Below are 14,894 nucleotides of genomic sequence, written 5' to 3' on the forward strand. Positions count from 1 at the left end.
ACCATGTTCGAAATACCGGTCACTTGAGGTGCCCCCGCACGCCTGCTTGGAGAACAAGATGAGCGCAAACCCCCACCTGTCCCGCCGCGGCCTCCTGGGCATGACGGCCGCCGTGCCGCTCGCCCTGACGCTCGGCGCGGGCACCGCGCAGGCCGCCGACTCGGCGTACGCGATGGTGTACTTCACCGAGTCGACCAACCTCGGCGACGGCACCGACTACGGGCTCCACCTGGCCGTCAGCCCCGACGGGCTCAACTGGACGCCGCTCAACCAGAACAACCCCCTGGTCACCCCCACCGCCGGCGCCCTGGGCCTGCGCGACCCGTTCCTCATGCGCAAGCAGGACGGCACCTTCGTCGTGCTCGCCACCGACCTCAAGGGCACCGACTGGAGCTACAACAGCCAGTACATCCACGTCTGGGACTCCGCCGACCTGCGCACCTTCACCGGCTACCGGCGCCTGAAGCTGCACGACATGACGACCCACAGCTGGGCGCCCGAGGCGTTCTGGGACGCGGGCCGGGGCCAGTACGCGGTGATCTACTCCGCGGTCAACTCCAGCGGCCACAACGTGATCATGGTCAACTACACCAGTGACTTCGTCACCGCCTCGGCCCCGCAGGTCTTCTTCGACCCCGGCTACGACGTCATCGACGGCGACATGGCCCTCGGGGTGAGCGGCTACAACTACCTCTTCTTCAAGAAGAACCAGACGCTGGTGAGCGCCCGATCCACCACCCTGAACCCGGGCAGCTTCACCGAGTACAGCGCGGGCGTGGCTCACGGCGGGACCGAAGCCCCCACCGTGGTCAAGTCCCTCACCTCCGGAAACTGGTGGCTGTGGGGAGACACCTACACCCCCAACGGCGTCTTCTACGCCTGGCAGTCAAGCAGCCCCGCCACCGGCACCTGGACCCCCCTGGACCAGAAGACCTACACCCAGCCGGTCAACTCCAAGCACTGCGGCATCGCAACGATCACCACGGCCGAGTACAACAACCTGCTCACCAAGTGGGGCGCACCGGCCTGGAACAGGCTCAAGTCCTATAACTTCCCGTCCCGTTACGTCCGCCACTCCGATTACACGGGCCGCATCGACGAGTACCCGATCGAGCCGTACAAGGACTCCCTGTGGACCCTCGTCCCGGGTCTCGCCGACAGTTCCGGCGTGTCCTTCCGGTCGGTCAACTACCCCGACCGCTACCTGCGGCACTACAACTACGCCCTCCGGCTCGACGTCAACGACGGCACGTCGACCTTCGCCGGTGACGCGACCTTCTATCGCACCGCGGGCCTCGCGGACGCGAGCTGGGCCTCCTTCCGCTCGTACAACAACCCGACCCGCTACATCCGCCACTCCAACTACGTCCTGCGTATCGACCCCATCTCCACCACCACCGAGAAGCAGGACGCCACATTCCGAGTAGGTTACTGATTCAACCGAAAAGCCCCCCTTGGCGCTCCGCGTTGTATACGCTCCAGGTCTTCTTCACGAGACCTTCACAGGGGGGCTTTTCCCATGCGCAGAGGACACATAGCCGTCGTCGCGGCCGCAGGTGCGCTGACCGTGCTGACCGCGGTCCCGGCCCACGCCGCCGAGTACTCGTCGGCGCTGAAGATCAAGGGCGTCCAGTACGACGCCCCGGGCCGGGACTCCAACAGCTGTGCCACCGGCAACACCGACGAGGAGTATCTGACGATCAAAAACTACTCGCGGACCGCGACGGTGAACCTCAAGGGGTACGTCGTCAGGGACTCCACCAGCACCAACAAGTTCACGTTCACGAAGAACCACACGCTCCAGCCCGGCGACTACGTGAAGCTGCGCGGCGGACACGGCACCGATTCCGACGGGAACAACGTCGTCTACCGCAACAACTGCAACTTCATCTGGAACAACGACAAGGACACGATCTACCTCTACAAGCCCTCGGGTGCGCACGCCGACACCCACGCGTACACCAAGAGGGCCGACGACCGGGACGGCAACGGGTACATCACGTACCACGGCTGACCAGGTCACGTCCGCTCAGGACGGCGAGCGCGGCGGTCAGGGCGATCAGGACCGCCGCCTGGGTCAGGACACCCACGCGCAGCGCTCCGGGCAGGACATCGAGCCACGGGTAGACCGCGGTGATCCGGACCGCCAGGAGGAGCAGCCCCAGTGCCGCGAGGGCGGCGGCCTCCTCGGCGGGGACGCGGCGCTCGCCCCGCACGCGGTACAGCAGCCGGGCGAGGGCCGTCACGAGGTAGCAGGTGACGAGCGCCCAGACGGTGTCGACCCCGCCGGGCAGCGCCACGACGGAGCCGCCCATCAGCACGCAGGAGGCGGCGAAGACCAGGCCGGGCGTACCCGCGGGCAGGGCCGCCACGGGCGCGTCGCGGTGGTGGGCAGCGCACAGCGCCAGCGCCGACGCCCAGGCCAGCACGGCGGCCGCGACGACGTAGGCGGAGTCCGACGGGGCGAAGCCACGGGCCCAGATGTCGACCAGGGGCCACAGCGTCGGCAGGGCCGCCACGAGCGCGGAGACCTGGGCGAGGCGGCGGTGGTCGCGCAGGAGGGCGACGTAGGCGACCGTCCACTGCAGCGGCAGGAACCACTGGGCGAGCGCGCCGGCGCCGGCGCCGGCCCATACTCCGTGGCCCGCAAGGCCGTCCGTGAACATGTCCCACTGGCTCCCGCCACGGGTCGACGCCCAGGTCACCCCCAGGACCCGGTCGGCCACGGCGGACGCCGCCTGGAGCAGGACGGCGAAGAGCGCGAAGAGGCGGACGGCCGAGCCGAGCACGGCGTAGCGGCGGGGCGCACCCCCCGCGCCGAGCCTGCTGCGCACGGCCAGGGCGACGATGCTCGCCACCTCCCCGAGGGTGGGCCGGCTCTGCTCCTGGGTCTCCTGGTCGACGTCCCAGAGGTAGGTCTCGACCATCTCCTCCTCCCGCTCGCGCCGGTAATAGGCGGGCAGCAGGCGCAGAACCGCGCGATAGCGGGCTTCGAGCAGCGTCGTCATGCCAGACCTCCGGCGAGTCCGGGCCCCGTGGCGGGCACGTCGGTGGTTCCAGGAGCACCTTGGGACGTACGGCGTCCCTCGGCGATCCTCTTCTTGGCGGCGCTCGCTCCGGCGGCCAGCCGCTCCGCCTCGGCGGCCAGGGCCGCGGTGCCCTCGTCGGTGAGGCGGTAGTAACGGCGGAGCCTGCCCGACTGCACCTCCTCGCGGTCCAGCACGATCAGTCCGTCGGCGGTGAGCCGGTCCAGTACGCCGTACAGGGTGCCGACGCGCATCTGCACGGCCCCCTCGGAGAGGTCCTCGACCTCGCGCAGGATGCCGTAGCCGTGCCGCGGCTGATCGGCGAGGGCGGTCAGGACGAAGAAGGCCGCCTGTGTCATGTTCCTCGGTGCCATGAACACGAATATATCGGCTGCCGATATATACAGCCAGCCGAATCACACGAGCGGGTGGAGACGACGAACAGGGCTCGCCCCAATGCGGATGGTGGGCGGGCCCTGTTCGAGAGGTCATTTTGGCGTGCCGGCCCACGAACCGGGCACGAGTGAACCGCGGTTGCTCTGTGCAAAGCGTGTGCGCCCCGTGTGCGCGGGGCAGTTCACGGGGAGCGTTCCGTACCGGCGGGCGCCGCACGCCGGGCGTGTCCGCCTGCCGGACCCCGCCTGGTCCGCAAGGGCCGGCGGCGACGATACTTGGCGCTGGCACGCACCACTCCTTCTCACAGATGGACCCATGTCAAGCACTCCCACGGCAGACCCCACGGCACCTTCCACCGTCTGGCTGGCCCACGGCCGCCATCTCGGATCCGATGCGGCCGACGTCCTGCGCCGAAACCTGGAGCGACTGAAGGAGAACGCGACCCTCGACGACTTCCAGGAGCCGTCCGAGACCGGGGACGCCCCGGAGCGGATCTTCGAGGCCCGCTGGCGGGTCCCCGACGAGGTGACCGTCCGGGCCCGCCTGTCGCTCGCTCCCGTGTCGAGCGGCGGACAGGAGTGGGTGCTGGCGGCCGAGGCCGAGCAGCCGTGGGACCTGCGATGGCCCTCGCCCGCGACCATGTTCTGGCCCGACGGCGAAGACGCCTTCTGGGACCGCGACGCGGCCACGGGGCTGCGCCTGAGGGACCTGAGCATGCTGCCCGAGGAGGACAAGGACGTACGGCGAGCGCTCCGGCAGGCCGTGCGCGGCAGCTGGGCGGTGCATGTCGTCGTCCACGAGGCCATGACCCCCGGCGCGAGCGGCCGCCGCCCGCTGGCGGACATGCTGCCGCCGAGCCTGCGCCACCGGGTGGTCGAGCACCGGGCGCAGCCGCACCAACTGCGGGTCCTGAACTGGGCGGTGAAGGAGTTCGGCGTGGAGGTGCCGCGCGGCGGTGCCGTGGTGCTGCCCGGGACGCCGGTGCCGCCCGGCTTCGACGGCCAGGACTTCTCCGTACGCAATGTGTTCCTCGACGGCTCGGAGCCCACCGAGCTGATCGCGACCGTGACGCGCTACGCCGCGATGCCCAAGCCCCTCCCGGAGGGCGCCGAGGCAGCCGTGACCGCGCTGCGGGAGCAGTGGCAGCTGCTGACGCTGGAGGAGGAACTCGCACGCGAACGGGCGCTCGTGGCGATGTACGCCGAGGCGCTGGAGGCCATGACGAAGTCCCGGGACCTGTACCGGGAGGCCGCCGAGCGGGCCAACGAGGCCCTGGCGATCTACCGCGAGAACGCCCCGGAGCCTCGGGCCGACCCGGAGGCCGCCTCGCCTTTGCAGCAGCTGTCCAAGACGTTCGGGCGCTGGAAGGGCACCCTGCGGCCGCCGGCCCGTGACGAGGACCCGGACCGGCAGATCAGCTGAAGAGCGGGAACCGGTCCGCGTCCGCGCCGAGGGCACGGCGTTCGGGTTCCGTGAGCGGTGTGCGTCCGGTGGCGGCGCGGGCGTAGTGCTCGTCGCTCCAGTCGAGCGGAAGGGGCCGCCCGAGGAGGCCGTCGAGGGTGGCACGCACCGCGGCCAGTCCGGCAGGTGCGGGGCCGGTCGCGTCCGGCAGGTCGATGACGAGGTCGAGGTGGTGGACGGTGGCCTCGACGACGAGGGTGAGCACGAGGTCCCCGGCCGTCAGCACATGGCCCTGGGTGGCGACCCGCAGATCCGGCCGGGCGTCGGCAGCGGCGTTCACGGTGGCCGCGGTGGTCTCCAGGTACAGGTCGCGCAGCTGGCGGAAGTCGGGGAACATGCTGGCGCTCACCCGCTCGAAGCGCCGCCCGTTCGCCGCGCCGACCGGGTCCGGCGCCCAGTCCCGCCAGTAGGTCACCGCGTCCCGGTCGGGCGGTCCGGCCGCGGGCGTGTGCAGGGCGACCAGGGCCCGCTGGGCGTCCCCGGCACAGTGGAAGACCAGGTCGCGCACCGCCCAGCCCGCGCAGCCGGTGGGCCGCCAGGACTCCTCGTCGTCGAGCGGTCGTACGACGGCCGCGAAGGCCTCGTAGGCGGCGCGCAGCATGTCGGTGTCCATGACGCCAGCCTAGGCGGGGCCCTTTGGCGGGGTGACGGGAGGTGTCGAAGGGCCCGCTGTGGATACGCGAGGGGGACAGCCCCTCGGTCCGTCCGGAAGGTCACCGTCATCATGAGCGGCGAGAACAACGACAGTGCCACCTGCTCGGAGACGAAGCTCACGGTCAACGGCACACCCCACACCCTCCTCGTCGACCACCGGCGGGTCCTGCTCGACGTCCTGCGCGAGGACCTGGACCTGTGGGGCGCCAGGAAGGGCTGCGACCACGGTCAGTGCGGCGCCTGCACGGTCCTGGTGGACGGGCGCCGGGTCAACAGCTGTCTGCTGCTCGCGGTCGCCCTGGACGGCAGCGAGGTCCGCACCGTCGAGGGCCTCGGCGACGGGGAGGAACTGCATCCCCTGCAACAGGCCTTCCTGGACCGCGACGCCTTCCAGTGCGGCTACTGCACCCCGGGCCAGCTCTGCTCGGCGCTCGGCATGCTCGACGAGGCCGCGGCGGGCCACCCCTCGCACGTCACCGGCGACGCGCCCGCCGGCCGTCCCGCACCGCTGGACCGGGACGAGATCCGCGAGCGGCTCAGCGGCAACCTGTGCCGCTGCGGCGCCTATCCCCGCATCGTCGACGCGGTCGAGGACGTGATCCGGTGAAGACCTTCGACTACGTACGGGCCTCCAGCCCCGAAGAGGCGGCCGAGCTCTTCGCCGCCCGACCCGGCGCCCGCTACCTCGGCGGCGGCACCAACCTGGTCGACCTGATGAAGCTCGGCGTCGAACAGCCGGCAGTGCTCGTCGACGTCAGCCGGCTGCCCCTGGACGAGGTCCAGGAGCTCCCGGACGGCTCGCTGCGCGTCGGCGCCACGGTCCGCAACAGCGACCTGGCGGCCCATCCGGCCGTCCGCGACCGCTACCCGGCCCTCTCCCAGGCCCTGCTCGCGGGCGCCTCCGGGCAACTGCGCAACGCGGCCACCACGGGCGGCAACCTGCTCCAGCGCACCCGCTGCCCCTACTTCCAGGACCTCTCCAAACCCTGCAACAAGCGGACGCCGGGCAGCGGTTGCGGCGCACGCGAGGGCGTGCACCGGGACCACGCGGTGCTCGGGCACTCCCCGCACTGCATCGCCACGCACCCCTCGGACATGGCCGTCGCGCTCGCCGCGCTGGACGCCCGCGTGGAGCTGTACGGCACCGAGGGCGCCCGGAGCGTGCCCGTGGCCGACTTCCACCGGCTGCCGGGGGAACATCCCGAGCGGGACACCGAGATCCTCCCCGGCGAACTCATCACCGGAGTGCTGCTGCCCGCGGCCCCGGCCGGACTGCCGTCCGCCTATCGCAAGGCCAGGGACCGGGCGTCGTACGCCTTCGCCCTCGCCTCGGTGGCCGCCGTGGTGCGGGTGACGGACGGGGTGGTCGACCATGCCGGGATCGCCTTCGGCGCGCTGGCGCACCGGCCCTGGCGGGCCCGGCGGGCGGAGCAGGCGCTGCTGGGTGCCGCGCCCACGGCGGCCGCGCTCGAGCACGCCGTCGACCTGGAGCTCTCCGCCGCCGAGCCGCTGCGGGACAACGGCTACAAGGTGCCCCTGGCGCGCTCGCTCGCCCTGGACGTCCTGACCCGCCTCACCGCGACCGCCAGGATCTGAGGAGGACGCAATGGACGCCCCTGCGCAAGCCGCCGCCACCGCCCTTGGTGCCCCCGTCGAGCGCCGCGAGGGCCGGGAGAAGGTCACCGGCACCGCCCGCTACGCCGCCGAACAGCCCGCTCCCGGCCGCGCGCACGCCTGGCCCGTGCCCGCGTCGATCGCCCGGGGCCGGGTCACCGGCATCGACACCGCGGCCGCTCTGGACGTGCCCGGGGTCTTGACGGTGCTCACCCCCGAGAACGCGCCGAAACTGTCCGAGCCGGAGGACCCCACGCTCGCCGTCCTGCGCGACTCCCGTGTCCCGCACCGGGGTTGGTTCGTCGCCCTGGTGGTGGGCGAGACCCTGGAGGCCGCCCGCGCCGGTGCCGCCGCCGTCCGCGTCGACTACGCCGTGGAGGACCACGACGTCACCCTGACCACCACGCATCCCGACGCGTACGCCCCCGAGGAGGCCAACGGCGGATACCCGGGAACTCGTGAACACGGCGACCCCGAGGGCGCGTTCGCGTCCGCCCAGGTCCGGATCGACGCCGACTACCGGGTGCCCCCGCTGCACAACCACCCGATGGAACCGCACGCGACGACAGCCGAGTGGCACGACGGCCGGCTCACGGTGCACACCTCCACACAGGGCTCCACGGCCGTACGCGCCGTCCTGGCCCAGCTGTTCGGCCTCCCGGAGGACCAGGTCACCGTTCTCGCCGAGCACGTGGGCGGCGGTTTCGGCTCCAAGGGCACGCCCCGTCCGGACGTGGTGCTCGCCGCGATGGCGGCCCGGCACACCGGACGGCCCGTCACCCTGGCGCTCCCCCGCCGTTTTCTGCCCTCCGTCGTCGGTCACCGCGCCCCGACCCTGCACCGGCTGCGCCTCGGGGCCCACCTCGACGGACGGCTCACCTCCCTGATCCACGAGGTCACCACCCACACCTCGCGCGTCAAGGAGTTCGTGGAGCAGGCCGCGGTGCCCGCACGCGTGATGTACGCCGCCCCCGACTCTTGTACGGCGCACCGCGTGGCGCCGCTCGACGTGCCCACCCCGTCCTGGATGCGGGCCCCCGGCGAGGCTCCGGGCATGTACGCCCTGGAGTCCGCCATGGACGAGCTGGCCACGGAACTCGGCATGGACCCGGTGGAGTTGAGGATCGTCAACGAGCCGGGCACCGAGCCCGACAGCGGCAAGCCCTTCAGCAGCAGGCACCTGGTCGAGTGTCTGCGCGAGGGCGCCCGGCGCTTTCGCTGGGCCGAACGCGACCCGCATCCGCGCACCCGCGCCGAGGGACCGCTGCTGGTGGGATCCGGGGTGGCGGCCGCCGTCTATCCCGTCATGGCGCAGCCGTCCACGGCAGCGGCGCGGGCGCTGCCCGACGGGACCTTCCTCGTCCGTATCAACGCCACCGACATCGGCACCGGCGCCCGGACCGTGCTCGCGCAGATCGCCGCGGACGCGCTCGCCGTGCCCGTCGCCCGCGTGCGGACCGAGGTGGGCAGCAGCGAACTGCCCGCAGCGTCACTGGCCGGCGGCTCGTCGGGCACCGCGTCCTGGGGCTGGGCGGTGCACGAGGCGTGCGCCCGGCTCGCGGAGCGCCTGGCCGAAGGGCCGCTGCCCGCAGAGGGCATCGAGGTCCGGGCCGACACGGCCGGCCGGGCCGACGCCGACAGCCCCTTCGCCCGGCACGCCTTCGGCGCCCACTTCGCCGAGGTCACCGTCGACACGGTCACCGGCGAGACCCGGGTGCGCCGACTGCTCGGGGTGTATGCCGCCGGGCACATCCTGAACGCCCGTACCGCGCGCTCCCAGTTCGTCGGCGGCATGACCATGGGACTCGGCATGGCCCTGACCGAGGGCAGCACGATGGACGCCGCGTTCGGCGACTTCACCGAGTCGGATCTGGCCGCGTACCACGTGCCCACGCACTCCGACGTGCCCGACATCGAGGCGCACTGGATCGACGAGGACGACAGCCGCCTCAACCCCATGGGCAGCAAGGGCATCGGCGAGATCGGCATCGTGGGGACGGCCGCCGCGATCGGCAACGCCGTCTTCCACGCCACCGGCGTACGCCTGCGCGAGCTGCCCCTGACACCGGACCGCGTGCTGAGCGGCCTGCGGGCGAGGAGCAGCTCCTAGCGGCTTCAGGGACGCTGGGCGGACAGCGGAGCGTCGGCCGTCTCGCGGAGCGCCTCCACGATCCGCCGCTCCGTCGGGCCGCTCCTCGCAGGTGCCGGGGACGCGAGGTGGACCACCAGAGCGGTCAGCGCGGCCAGCGACGCGCACGCGGCCGCCGTTCCCGCGAGCCAGGCCGGCGCGAGCGGAAGTTCCACGGCTCGGGCAAGCCCGGCCGAGCGGAACCGTCCGTCGAGCAGCTGGCCCGCGGCGATCCCGGCCGGCACGACGACCGCGAGGGCCAGCACCGCGAGGACGGGCCGGAGCATCAGCAGGGCGAGCAGGACGCACAGGGCCGACACCCCGAGTGCGAACCCGTACACCTGCGGCGACGCCCCGTCCGGGTGCGCCGGGAAGCACAGGACACCGCAGACCAGCAGTGCCAGGGCGGCGACCCTGGCCGGCCAGACCGATGTCCTTCGGGTCGGCACCGACGCGGGCGGATGCGGTGGCGGGGCCGGGAAGGCGCCCGGCCCCGGCACCTCCGGTTCGGGCCGCCACTCCTCGCCGTACGGGTCGTGCGCCTCGTACGACGGCTGCGGGGAGGGCTCCGTCGCCAATCGCCCGATGAGTTCGACGAGTTCCTCGACGGGCCGGCCGGTCGCCGCCGCACGCACCGCCTCCTGCCCGCAGTGCGGCTGGAGTTCGGACCGGTTCAGCAGGGCCACCAGACGGGTCACGTCCTCGACGGGACGGGACTCGGCGGCGGCCCGGATCGCCTCGTCGGCGCTGTCCGCGTCCCGTGGCGGCCGGGTCAGCAGGGCGACCAGCCGGGTGACGTCCTCCACGGACCGGTCCACGCCGACGGTACGCAGGGCCGCGACGGTGGCCTGCGCGTACTGGGGCGACTGTTCCATCAGGGTGATGAGGTGGACGACGTCCTCCAGAGGACGGTCGGCCACGGCGGCACGCACCAGGTCGCCGACGGGATCGCCGTACGACCGGTCCATCGGTATGCCGGGTTCGTTCGGGTGAGCTGCTGTCGGGCCGGTGGTCATGCTCTGCTCCAGACAAAGAGTGCGGTCGCTCCTACGCGCCCCCGGCGTGCGACCGCGACATTGAGATGACCCATTCGTAAGCGGGTACCCGGCGGCGTGCCACTCGGATGAGCCACGGGTGTGAGAGGGCCCTCGGTGAGCCATAGGGGGACCGGATACGGGAATCCGTCAGACAGCGGGCCGTTCGGCGCCCGGAGGAGGAGGTCGGCCCGTGGATTCGACCACAGCACTGATCGTCGTCGTCGCGGTGCTCGCGGCGCTGGCGCTCGCGGTGGCCGTGGGGCTGCTGGTGCGGCTCGTGAGGACCCGTCGCGGTCTGCGGCGGGCGGGACTTCCCACCGGGCCCCGCTGGGTCTTCTGGGGCGCCCTGTTGTACTTCGTGCTGCCCACCGATCTGGTGCCGGACCCGGTGTACCTCGACGACATCGGTGTCCTGCTGCTCGCCCTGCGCACGCTGCGCGGTTCCGCCACCGACCGGGCGGCTCTGCGGCTCGACGGGCGGGAGCGGGAGACGTCCCGCCGACCGTGATTACGCAGTGTAAGGAAACCAATCACTCGTTCGATTCGTATAAGTCTCTGGAAGCCGAAGGAAGTCGGCTGACCTGACGGCGTCGTGGGGAGAGGCCGTCGGTGAGAGGCAGTACCGGCGAGGGAGAGACGATGCAACCGTTCGCGCTCAACTACGCACGTCCGGCAGCGACGTTGGAGGCGACCACTCCGTACGTCTACGACTCCGGGCTGCAGTTGAACGTGCTCAGGGACGGCCGGGTCGCGGCCCGCGACCACGCGCTGATGAGGGAACTGGGGACCACCACGAGCACGGCGGGCTCCAAGACTCACTTCGACGACTGAACACGGCCCGCGTCCGATGACCGTGTTGATTCTTACCTGCGAAGAGGACGTGACGGCCGACATGGTCGTCGTGCACCTCAACGCCACGGGGGTACCGGTGGTCCGGCTCGACCCTGCCGACCTGACCGACGGTGTCGCACTGTCCGGGGAGTACGTCCACGGCAGCTTCCGCGGCCACCTGTCGGTCGGCGGCCGCCTGGTGGGCATCTCCGGGCTGCGCTCGATCTGGGTCCGCCGTCCAGGCACCCCCGCGGCGCGGGCGGCCGCGCCCTCCGACTGGCTGACCGAGGAGTCCGCCCAGGCGCTGTACGGCATGCTCCGGGGCAGCGAGGCCCGCTGGATGAACCACCCGGACGCGGCCCGCCGGGCCCGACACAAGCCCTGGCAGCTGCGGCTCGCCCAGCGCTGCGGGCTGCCCGTCCCGGCCACGATCGTGACGACGTTCCCGCAGGCCGCCCGCGAGTTCGCCGAGCGCTATCCCGATCTGGTGGTCAAGCCGGTCTCCGGCGCGCACCCGCAGGATCCGCCGCGGGCGGTGCCGACCAGCCGGGTCGCACCCGACGCCGACTTCGCGGCCGTCGCATACGGCCCGACCCTGCTGCAGCGGCGGGTGGCCAAACGGGCCGACATCCGCCTGACCGTCGTGGGCGAGACGATGCTGGCCGCCCGGAAGGTCACCGGGGCGGACGACGAGGTGGATGTCCGTTTCGCCCCGTCCACGTCCTCCTGGCAGCCCACGGAAGTCCCGCCGCGCGTGGCCGGGGCCGTCCGGGACTATCTCCGGGCGGCCGAACTCGCCTACGGGGCCTTCGATTTCGCCGAGGACGGGGACGGAACCTGGTGGTTCCTGGAGTGCAACCAGTCCGGGCAGTTCGGCTTCATCGAGGTGGAGACGGGCCAGCCGATCGCACGCGGCATCGCCGAGTGGCTGGCCCGGCCCGGTCCGGACCCGCGCTCCCGCGCCAACGGCGCGAACTCCGCGGTGTCCTGAGCCCGGGTTCAGTAGGGCCGCGGGGCGGCGGGCGGCAGGGCCGGCACCCATCCCTGACCGGGCGAGGCCGGGCGGTCGGGGACGGGTGGAGACATGAAGGACTGCAGCGGCCGCATGACGTACTCCAGTTCCCTGCGTACGCGCTCGGCCTCCCTGCGGGTCAGAGCGGGGACGTCGCCGCGCTCGGCGACGAGTCGGTCGTAGATGGGGGAATCCTGGAACACCCGTCAACGCGCCTTTCGTTTTCGCGGGCCCACGCGCGTGGGCACGACTGCCGAGTCTAGGCGCCCGAACACACCGACGTACGAATTCCGGTGTCGGGCTTGACGGCCCACGGGCGGTCATGCGCCGGTGGTGGACCCCGGGCGCACGATCATCAGGACGGTCACGGTCGCCCACAGAAGGTTGAAGATGCCCGTGAACACGGCCAGTTGGACGGTGGCGCTGCGTTCGACGCCGCCCTGTCCGGTCAGCTCCTCGAGCAGTTCGCCCTGCCGGGGCAGGACGAAGGCGGCGAGGACCCCGGCGGCCGCGGCCGTCAGAGTCATGGACGTGGTCAGCCACACGTCGCCCAGCACGCCCATCGCGGCTCCGGTGGCGATACCGAGGACGGGGACCGCGACGCCGATGCCCGCGTAGACCCGGCAGATGCGGTGCAGCAGCCGTACCGTGCCGACGCCGGCCTCTTCCGCGTGGGCCCGGCGGACCGCGGGCGGGAACATGCTGGCCGCCACGGTCACCGGCCCCACGGCGACGATGGCGACGAGGACGTGCAGGGCCAGCAGGAACTTGGTCATGGGATGGCGTGTCCTTCTCCGGTGCGGTCGGTGCCCGCCCACCCTAGGAACCCACCGGATGATCACATAGGGGCTGAAACGACAGCTTCCAACGGATTCCCGCCAACGCGCCCGACAAGCACTTCTGCCTGCACCCGTGGTCGTGACGGTGGCGGGAACCCGCCTATCGTGGCCGTCATGCACTCCGTGGCGATCCTGGTTCTCGACGATGTGGTGCCCTTCGACATGGCGGCACCCATGCAGGTGTTCGACTGGACGCGGTTGCCCGACGGCCGTCCCGCCTACCGGGTCCGGCTGTGCGCCGAGTCACCGGAGGTCCGCGCGGACGGCGGTTTCACCCTGCGGGTCGAACACGGACTGGAAGCCCTCGCCGAGGCGGACACGATCATCGTGCCGGGCTGCTCCCCCACCGCCGCACCGCCCTCACCGCGGGTCCTTTCGGCGCTGCGGGAGGCCGCGGCCGCCGGCACCCGGATCGCGTCCGTGTGTGTCGGCGCGTTCGTGCTGGCGGAGGCCGGACTCCTCGACGGGCTGCGCGCCACCACGCACTGGGTGGCCGCGGACGACCTGGCACGCCGCTTCCCCGCCGTCGAGGTCCGGCCGGACGTGCTGTACGTCGACAACGGTCAGCTCCTGACCTCCGCGGGTGCGGCCGCGGCCCTCGACATGTGTCTGCACATGATCCGCCGGGACCTCGGCTCGGCGGTCGCCGCGCACGCCGCCCGGATGTCGGTGATGCCGCTCGAACGGGAGGGCGGCCAGGCCCAGTTCATCGTGTACGACCATCCGCCCGTGCCCCGGGGTTCGACGCTGGAGCCGCTGCTGGAGTGGATCGAGGACAACCTGGCCCACGAGATCACCCTCGGGGCGATGGCGGCCCGTTCGGGAATGAGCGAGCGCACCTTCAGCCGCCGTTTCCGTGAGCAGACGGGCAGCACCCCTCTGCAGTGGCTGCTGCGGGCCCGGGTGCGGCGCGCCCAGTACCTGCTGGAGAACACCGGCCACCCGGTCGAACGGATCGCGCGGCAGGCGGGGTTCGGCTCCCCCACGGCGTTCCGGGAACGCTTCCGCCGGGTCGTCGGCACCACCCCGCAGGCGTACCGCGCGGCCTTCCACGCGAAGGACGCCGTCCCGGCGGCGGCTCGCCTCTGACCGCCCGCCGGGCCCGGCGTGGTCTCATCCCGCCAGCGGCAGGCTGCCTTCACCTTCCGGGTCCGCGCACCCTGCGGCCGGCAGCAGCGCATCCGCCCTGGCGACCGCTTCCCGCACGTCGGTGGTGCCCATCATCACGCACAGGGTGTAACTGACGTCCGCCAGCTCACGAACCGTCGCCGGAGTCTCCCTCTCCGCCTGAGCGATCCTCAGTGACGCATAGCGGGTCAGCAGGGTTCTGACGGTCTTCGGGTCCGGTACGAGCACGAAGCGCCCCTCTCTCGAATTTTTCGCTGCGTATGCCCCCTCCGCGCCGGCCCAATCCCGTCCGCCGCTCCCCGGCATGCGATTGGCGCAATACCGTGCGGGCGGACCCGCTTCCCGAAGGGCCGCAAACCGTTGAACAAGGGGCATCCCTCGCACATGAACGGTATACGCCCATGAACCGCTCCGCAGGTCTCCTCAGCGCCCTCTATCTCGCGACGAGCACCGGACTCGCCTGGACCGCGTTTCTCACGCTGCGCCAGGGCCCGCCGTGGGCCGCGTGTCTGTTCGCCGCCGCGAGCCTGGTCCCGGTCATCGCGGTCGTGCGCGAGAGCGTGCTCCAGGACCAGCGACACACTCTGGCCGAAATGCACGCAAGGGTTGACGGGCCCGGTGCGGGAGCCGCCGACGACATCGTCCGTGCCGAACTCGACACCGCGTGCTGTGAACGCTGGTGGACGAGCTGCGGCACCGACCACGACTCGACGTGCCCACGCCGCGTGCCGCGAAGCAGCGTGGCCTGAGGTCCGGCGCGCCTCAGGC

At 72.0% G+C, this 14,894-nt stretch carries 18 protein-coding genes; 11 read left to right on the forward strand and 7 right to left on the reverse strand.

What is annotated here, in order from left to right; translation table 11 throughout:
• The first annotated feature begins 58 nt into the window (after positions 1 to 58).
• Positions 59 to 1,435 (forward strand): glycoside hydrolase family 43 protein, encoded by a 1,377-nt coding sequence (locus tag ACZ39I_RS06665; RefSeq protein ID WP_467243373.1) that lies wholly within the window; start codon positions 59 to 61, stop codon positions 1,433 to 1,435.
• An 84-nt stretch (positions 1,436 to 1,519) separates the two neighbouring features.
• Positions 1,520 to 2,014, forward strand: coding sequence for a lamin tail domain-containing protein (locus ACZ39I_RS06670; protein ID WP_352385078.1), 495 nt, complete (start codon positions 1,520 to 1,522; stop codon positions 2,012 to 2,014).
• Here the strand turns inward: ACZ39I_RS06670 and ACZ39I_RS06675 are convergent.
• Together ACZ39I_RS06675 and ACZ39I_RS06680 are read right to left on the reverse strand one after the other, a co-directional pair.
• A complete protein-coding gene (locus tag ACZ39I_RS06675) occupies positions 1,998 to 3,008 on the reverse strand; it encodes a hypothetical protein (RefSeq protein WP_467243374.1) in 1,011 nt (336 codons plus the stop codon). The genes ACZ39I_RS06670 and ACZ39I_RS06675 overlap by 17 nt on opposite strands.
• Positions 3,005 to 3,385 (reverse strand): PadR family transcriptional regulator, encoded by a 381-nt coding sequence (locus ACZ39I_RS06680; RefSeq protein WP_393598902.1) that lies wholly within the window; start codon positions 3,383 to 3,385, stop codon positions 3,005 to 3,007. Before ACZ39I_RS06680 ends, ACZ39I_RS06675 begins: the two co-directional genes overlap by 4 nt.
• A gap of 352 nt (positions 3,386 to 3,737) precedes the next feature.
• On the opposite strand from ACZ39I_RS06680, the gene ACZ39I_RS06685 reads away from it, so the two are divergent.
• Positions 3,738 to 4,844, forward strand: coding sequence for a hypothetical protein (locus tag ACZ39I_RS06685; protein ID WP_467243375.1), 1,107 nt, complete (start codon positions 3,738 to 3,740; stop codon positions 4,842 to 4,844).
• Here ACZ39I_RS06685 and ACZ39I_RS06690 read toward each other — a convergent pair.
• Positions 4,837 to 5,496 (reverse strand): maleylpyruvate isomerase N-terminal domain-containing protein, encoded by a 660-nt coding sequence (locus tag ACZ39I_RS06690; protein ID WP_467243376.1) that lies wholly within the window; start codon positions 5,494 to 5,496, stop codon positions 4,837 to 4,839. The genes ACZ39I_RS06685 and ACZ39I_RS06690 overlap by 8 nt on opposite strands.
• A gap of 111 nt (positions 5,497 to 5,607) precedes the next feature.
• Here ACZ39I_RS06690 and ACZ39I_RS06695 point away from each other — a divergent pair, with 111 nt between their 5' ends.
• Genes ACZ39I_RS06695 through ACZ39I_RS06705 form a run of 3 tightly spaced genes read left to right on the forward strand, consistent with a single transcriptional unit; the run spans position 5,608 to position 9,261 of the window.
• On the forward strand, positions 5,608 to 6,144 hold the full coding sequence (locus ACZ39I_RS06695; protein WP_467243377.1) for a (2Fe-2S)-binding protein: 537 nt from the start codon (positions 5,608 to 5,610) through the stop codon (positions 6,142 to 6,144).
• On the forward strand, positions 6,141 to 7,133 hold the full coding sequence (locus tag ACZ39I_RS06700; protein WP_467243378.1) for an FAD binding domain-containing protein: 993 nt from the start codon (positions 6,141 to 6,143) through the stop codon (positions 7,131 to 7,133). The genes ACZ39I_RS06695 and ACZ39I_RS06700 overlap by 4 nt, the downstream gene beginning before the upstream one ends.
• 10 nt (positions 7,134 to 7,143) lie before the next feature.
• Positions 7,144 to 9,261: a xanthine dehydrogenase family protein molybdopterin-binding subunit gene (locus ACZ39I_RS06705; RefSeq protein WP_467243379.1), complete on the forward strand. Its 2,118-nt coding sequence runs from the start codon at positions 7,144 to 7,146 to the stop codon at positions 9,259 to 9,261.
• A 5-nt stretch (positions 9,262 to 9,266) separates the two neighbouring features.
• Here ACZ39I_RS06705 and ACZ39I_RS06710 read toward each other — a convergent pair whose 3' ends face one another.
• Positions 9,267 to 10,295: a hypothetical protein gene (locus ACZ39I_RS06710; RefSeq protein WP_467243380.1), complete on the reverse strand. Its 1,029-nt coding sequence runs from the start codon at positions 10,293 to 10,295 to the stop codon at positions 9,267 to 9,269.
• Positions 10,296 to 10,506: 211 nt separating this feature from the next.
• Here ACZ39I_RS06710 and ACZ39I_RS06715 point away from each other — a divergent pair, with 211 nt between their 5' ends.
• The 3 genes from ACZ39I_RS06715 to tgmB all read left to right on the forward strand — a co-directional run bounded on the left by ACZ39I_RS06715 (position 10,507) and on the right by tgmB (position 12,138).
• Positions 10,507 to 10,824, forward strand: coding sequence for a YkvA family protein (locus ACZ39I_RS06715; protein ID WP_467243381.1), 318 nt, complete (start codon positions 10,507 to 10,509; stop codon positions 10,822 to 10,824).
• A 131-nt stretch (positions 10,825 to 10,955) separates the two neighbouring features.
• Entirely contained in the window at positions 10,956 to 11,147 is a 192-nt protein-coding gene (gene tgmA, locus ACZ39I_RS06720) for a putative ATP-grasp-modified RiPP (protein ID WP_352385061.1), read from the forward strand.
• 16 nt (positions 11,148 to 11,163) lie between these two features.
• On the forward strand, positions 11,164 to 12,138 hold the full coding sequence (gene tgmB, locus ACZ39I_RS06725) for an ATP-grasp ribosomal peptide maturase (protein WP_467243382.1): 975 nt from the start codon (positions 11,164 to 11,166) through the stop codon (positions 12,136 to 12,138).
• Positions 12,139 to 12,146: 8 nt separating this feature from the next.
• On the opposite strand, the gene ACZ39I_RS06730 is transcribed toward tgmB, so the two are convergent.
• Positions 12,147 to 12,362: a hypothetical protein gene (locus ACZ39I_RS06730; protein ID WP_467243383.1), complete on the reverse strand. Its 216-nt coding sequence runs from the start codon at positions 12,360 to 12,362 to the stop codon at positions 12,147 to 12,149.
• Between the two features lie 117 nt (positions 12,363 to 12,479).
• Positions 12,480 to 12,935, reverse strand: a complete 456-nt coding sequence (locus ACZ39I_RS06735; RefSeq protein WP_467243384.1) for a hypothetical protein — start codon at positions 12,933 to 12,935, stop codon at positions 12,480 to 12,482.
• Between the two features lie 177 nt (positions 12,936 to 13,112).
• Between ACZ39I_RS06735 and ACZ39I_RS06740 the strand changes: the two genes are divergently transcribed.
• Positions 13,113 to 14,087 carry a GlxA family transcriptional regulator gene (locus tag ACZ39I_RS06740; RefSeq protein ID WP_467243385.1) on the forward strand — a complete coding sequence of 325 codons (975 nt, stop codon included), beginning with the start codon at positions 13,113 to 13,115 and terminating at the stop codon, positions 14,085 to 14,087.
• 24 nt (positions 14,088 to 14,111) lie between these two features.
• Here the strand turns inward: ACZ39I_RS06740 and ACZ39I_RS06745 are convergent, their stop codons facing one another.
• On the reverse strand, positions 14,112 to 14,354 hold the full coding sequence (locus ACZ39I_RS06745; protein WP_352385051.1) for a DUF5133 domain-containing protein: 243 nt from the start codon (positions 14,352 to 14,354) through the stop codon (positions 14,112 to 14,114).
• 173 nt (positions 14,355 to 14,527) lie between these two features.
• On the opposite strand from ACZ39I_RS06745, the gene ACZ39I_RS06750 reads away from it, so the two are divergent.
• Positions 14,528 to 14,875, forward strand: coding sequence for a hypothetical protein (locus tag ACZ39I_RS06750; protein ID WP_467243386.1), 348 nt, complete (start codon positions 14,528 to 14,530; stop codon positions 14,873 to 14,875).
• The last annotated feature ends 19 nt before the right edge of the window (positions 14,876 to 14,894 follow it).

Source organism: Streptomyces sp. NPDC024687, assembly GCF_055559055.1.

What these genes read in the sequence shown, in the direction of transcription:
- ACZ39I_RS06740 (WP_467243385.1), top strand. Translation starts at nt 13,113, where the DNA reads ATGCACTCCGTGGCGATCCTGGTTCTCGACGATGTGGTGCCCTTCGAC.
- ACZ39I_RS06680 (WP_393598902.1), bottom strand. Translation starts at nt 3,385, where the DNA reads ATGACACAGGCGGCCTTCTTCGTCCTGACCGCCCTCGCCGATCAGCCG.
- ACZ39I_RS06750 (WP_467243386.1), top strand. Translation starts at nt 14,528, where the DNA reads ATGAACCGCTCCGCAGGTCTCCTCAGCGCCCTCTATCTCGCGACGAGC.
- ACZ39I_RS06670 (WP_352385078.1), top strand. Translation starts at nt 1,520, where the DNA reads ATGCGCAGAGGACACATAGCCGTCGTCGCGGCCGCAGGTGCGCTGACC.
- ACZ39I_RS06695 (WP_467243377.1), top strand. Translation starts at nt 5,608, where the DNA reads ATGAGCGGCGAGAACAACGACAGTGCCACCTGCTCGGAGACGAAGCTC.
- ACZ39I_RS06735 (WP_467243384.1), bottom strand. Translation starts at nt 12,935, where the DNA reads ATGACCAAGTTCCTGCTGGCCCTGCACGTCCTCGTCGCCATCGTCGCC.
- tgmA (WP_352385061.1), top strand. Translation starts at nt 10,956, where the DNA reads ATGCAACCGTTCGCGCTCAACTACGCACGTCCGGCAGCGACGTTGGAG.
- ACZ39I_RS06705 (WP_467243379.1), top strand. Translation starts at nt 7,144, where the DNA reads ATGGACGCCCCTGCGCAAGCCGCCGCCACCGCCCTTGGTGCCCCCGTC.
- ACZ39I_RS06685 (WP_467243375.1), top strand. Translation starts at nt 3,738, where the DNA reads ATGTCAAGCACTCCCACGGCAGACCCCACGGCACCTTCCACCGTCTGG.
- ACZ39I_RS06665 (WP_467243373.1), top strand. Translation starts at nt 59, where the DNA reads ATGAGCGCAAACCCCCACCTGTCCCGCCGCGGCCTCCTGGGCATGACG.
- ACZ39I_RS06710 (WP_467243380.1), bottom strand. Translation starts at nt 10,295, where the DNA reads ATGACCACCGGCCCGACAGCAGCTCACCCGAACGAACCCGGCATACCG.
- ACZ39I_RS06675 (WP_467243374.1), bottom strand. Translation starts at nt 3,008, where the DNA reads ATGACGACGCTGCTCGAAGCCCGCTATCGCGCGGTTCTGCGCCTGCTG.
- ACZ39I_RS06690 (WP_467243376.1), bottom strand. Translation starts at nt 5,496, where the DNA reads ATGGACACCGACATGCTGCGCGCCGCCTACGAGGCCTTCGCGGCCGTC.
- tgmB (WP_467243382.1), top strand. Translation starts at nt 11,164, where the DNA reads ATGACCGTGTTGATTCTTACCTGCGAAGAGGACGTGACGGCCGACATG.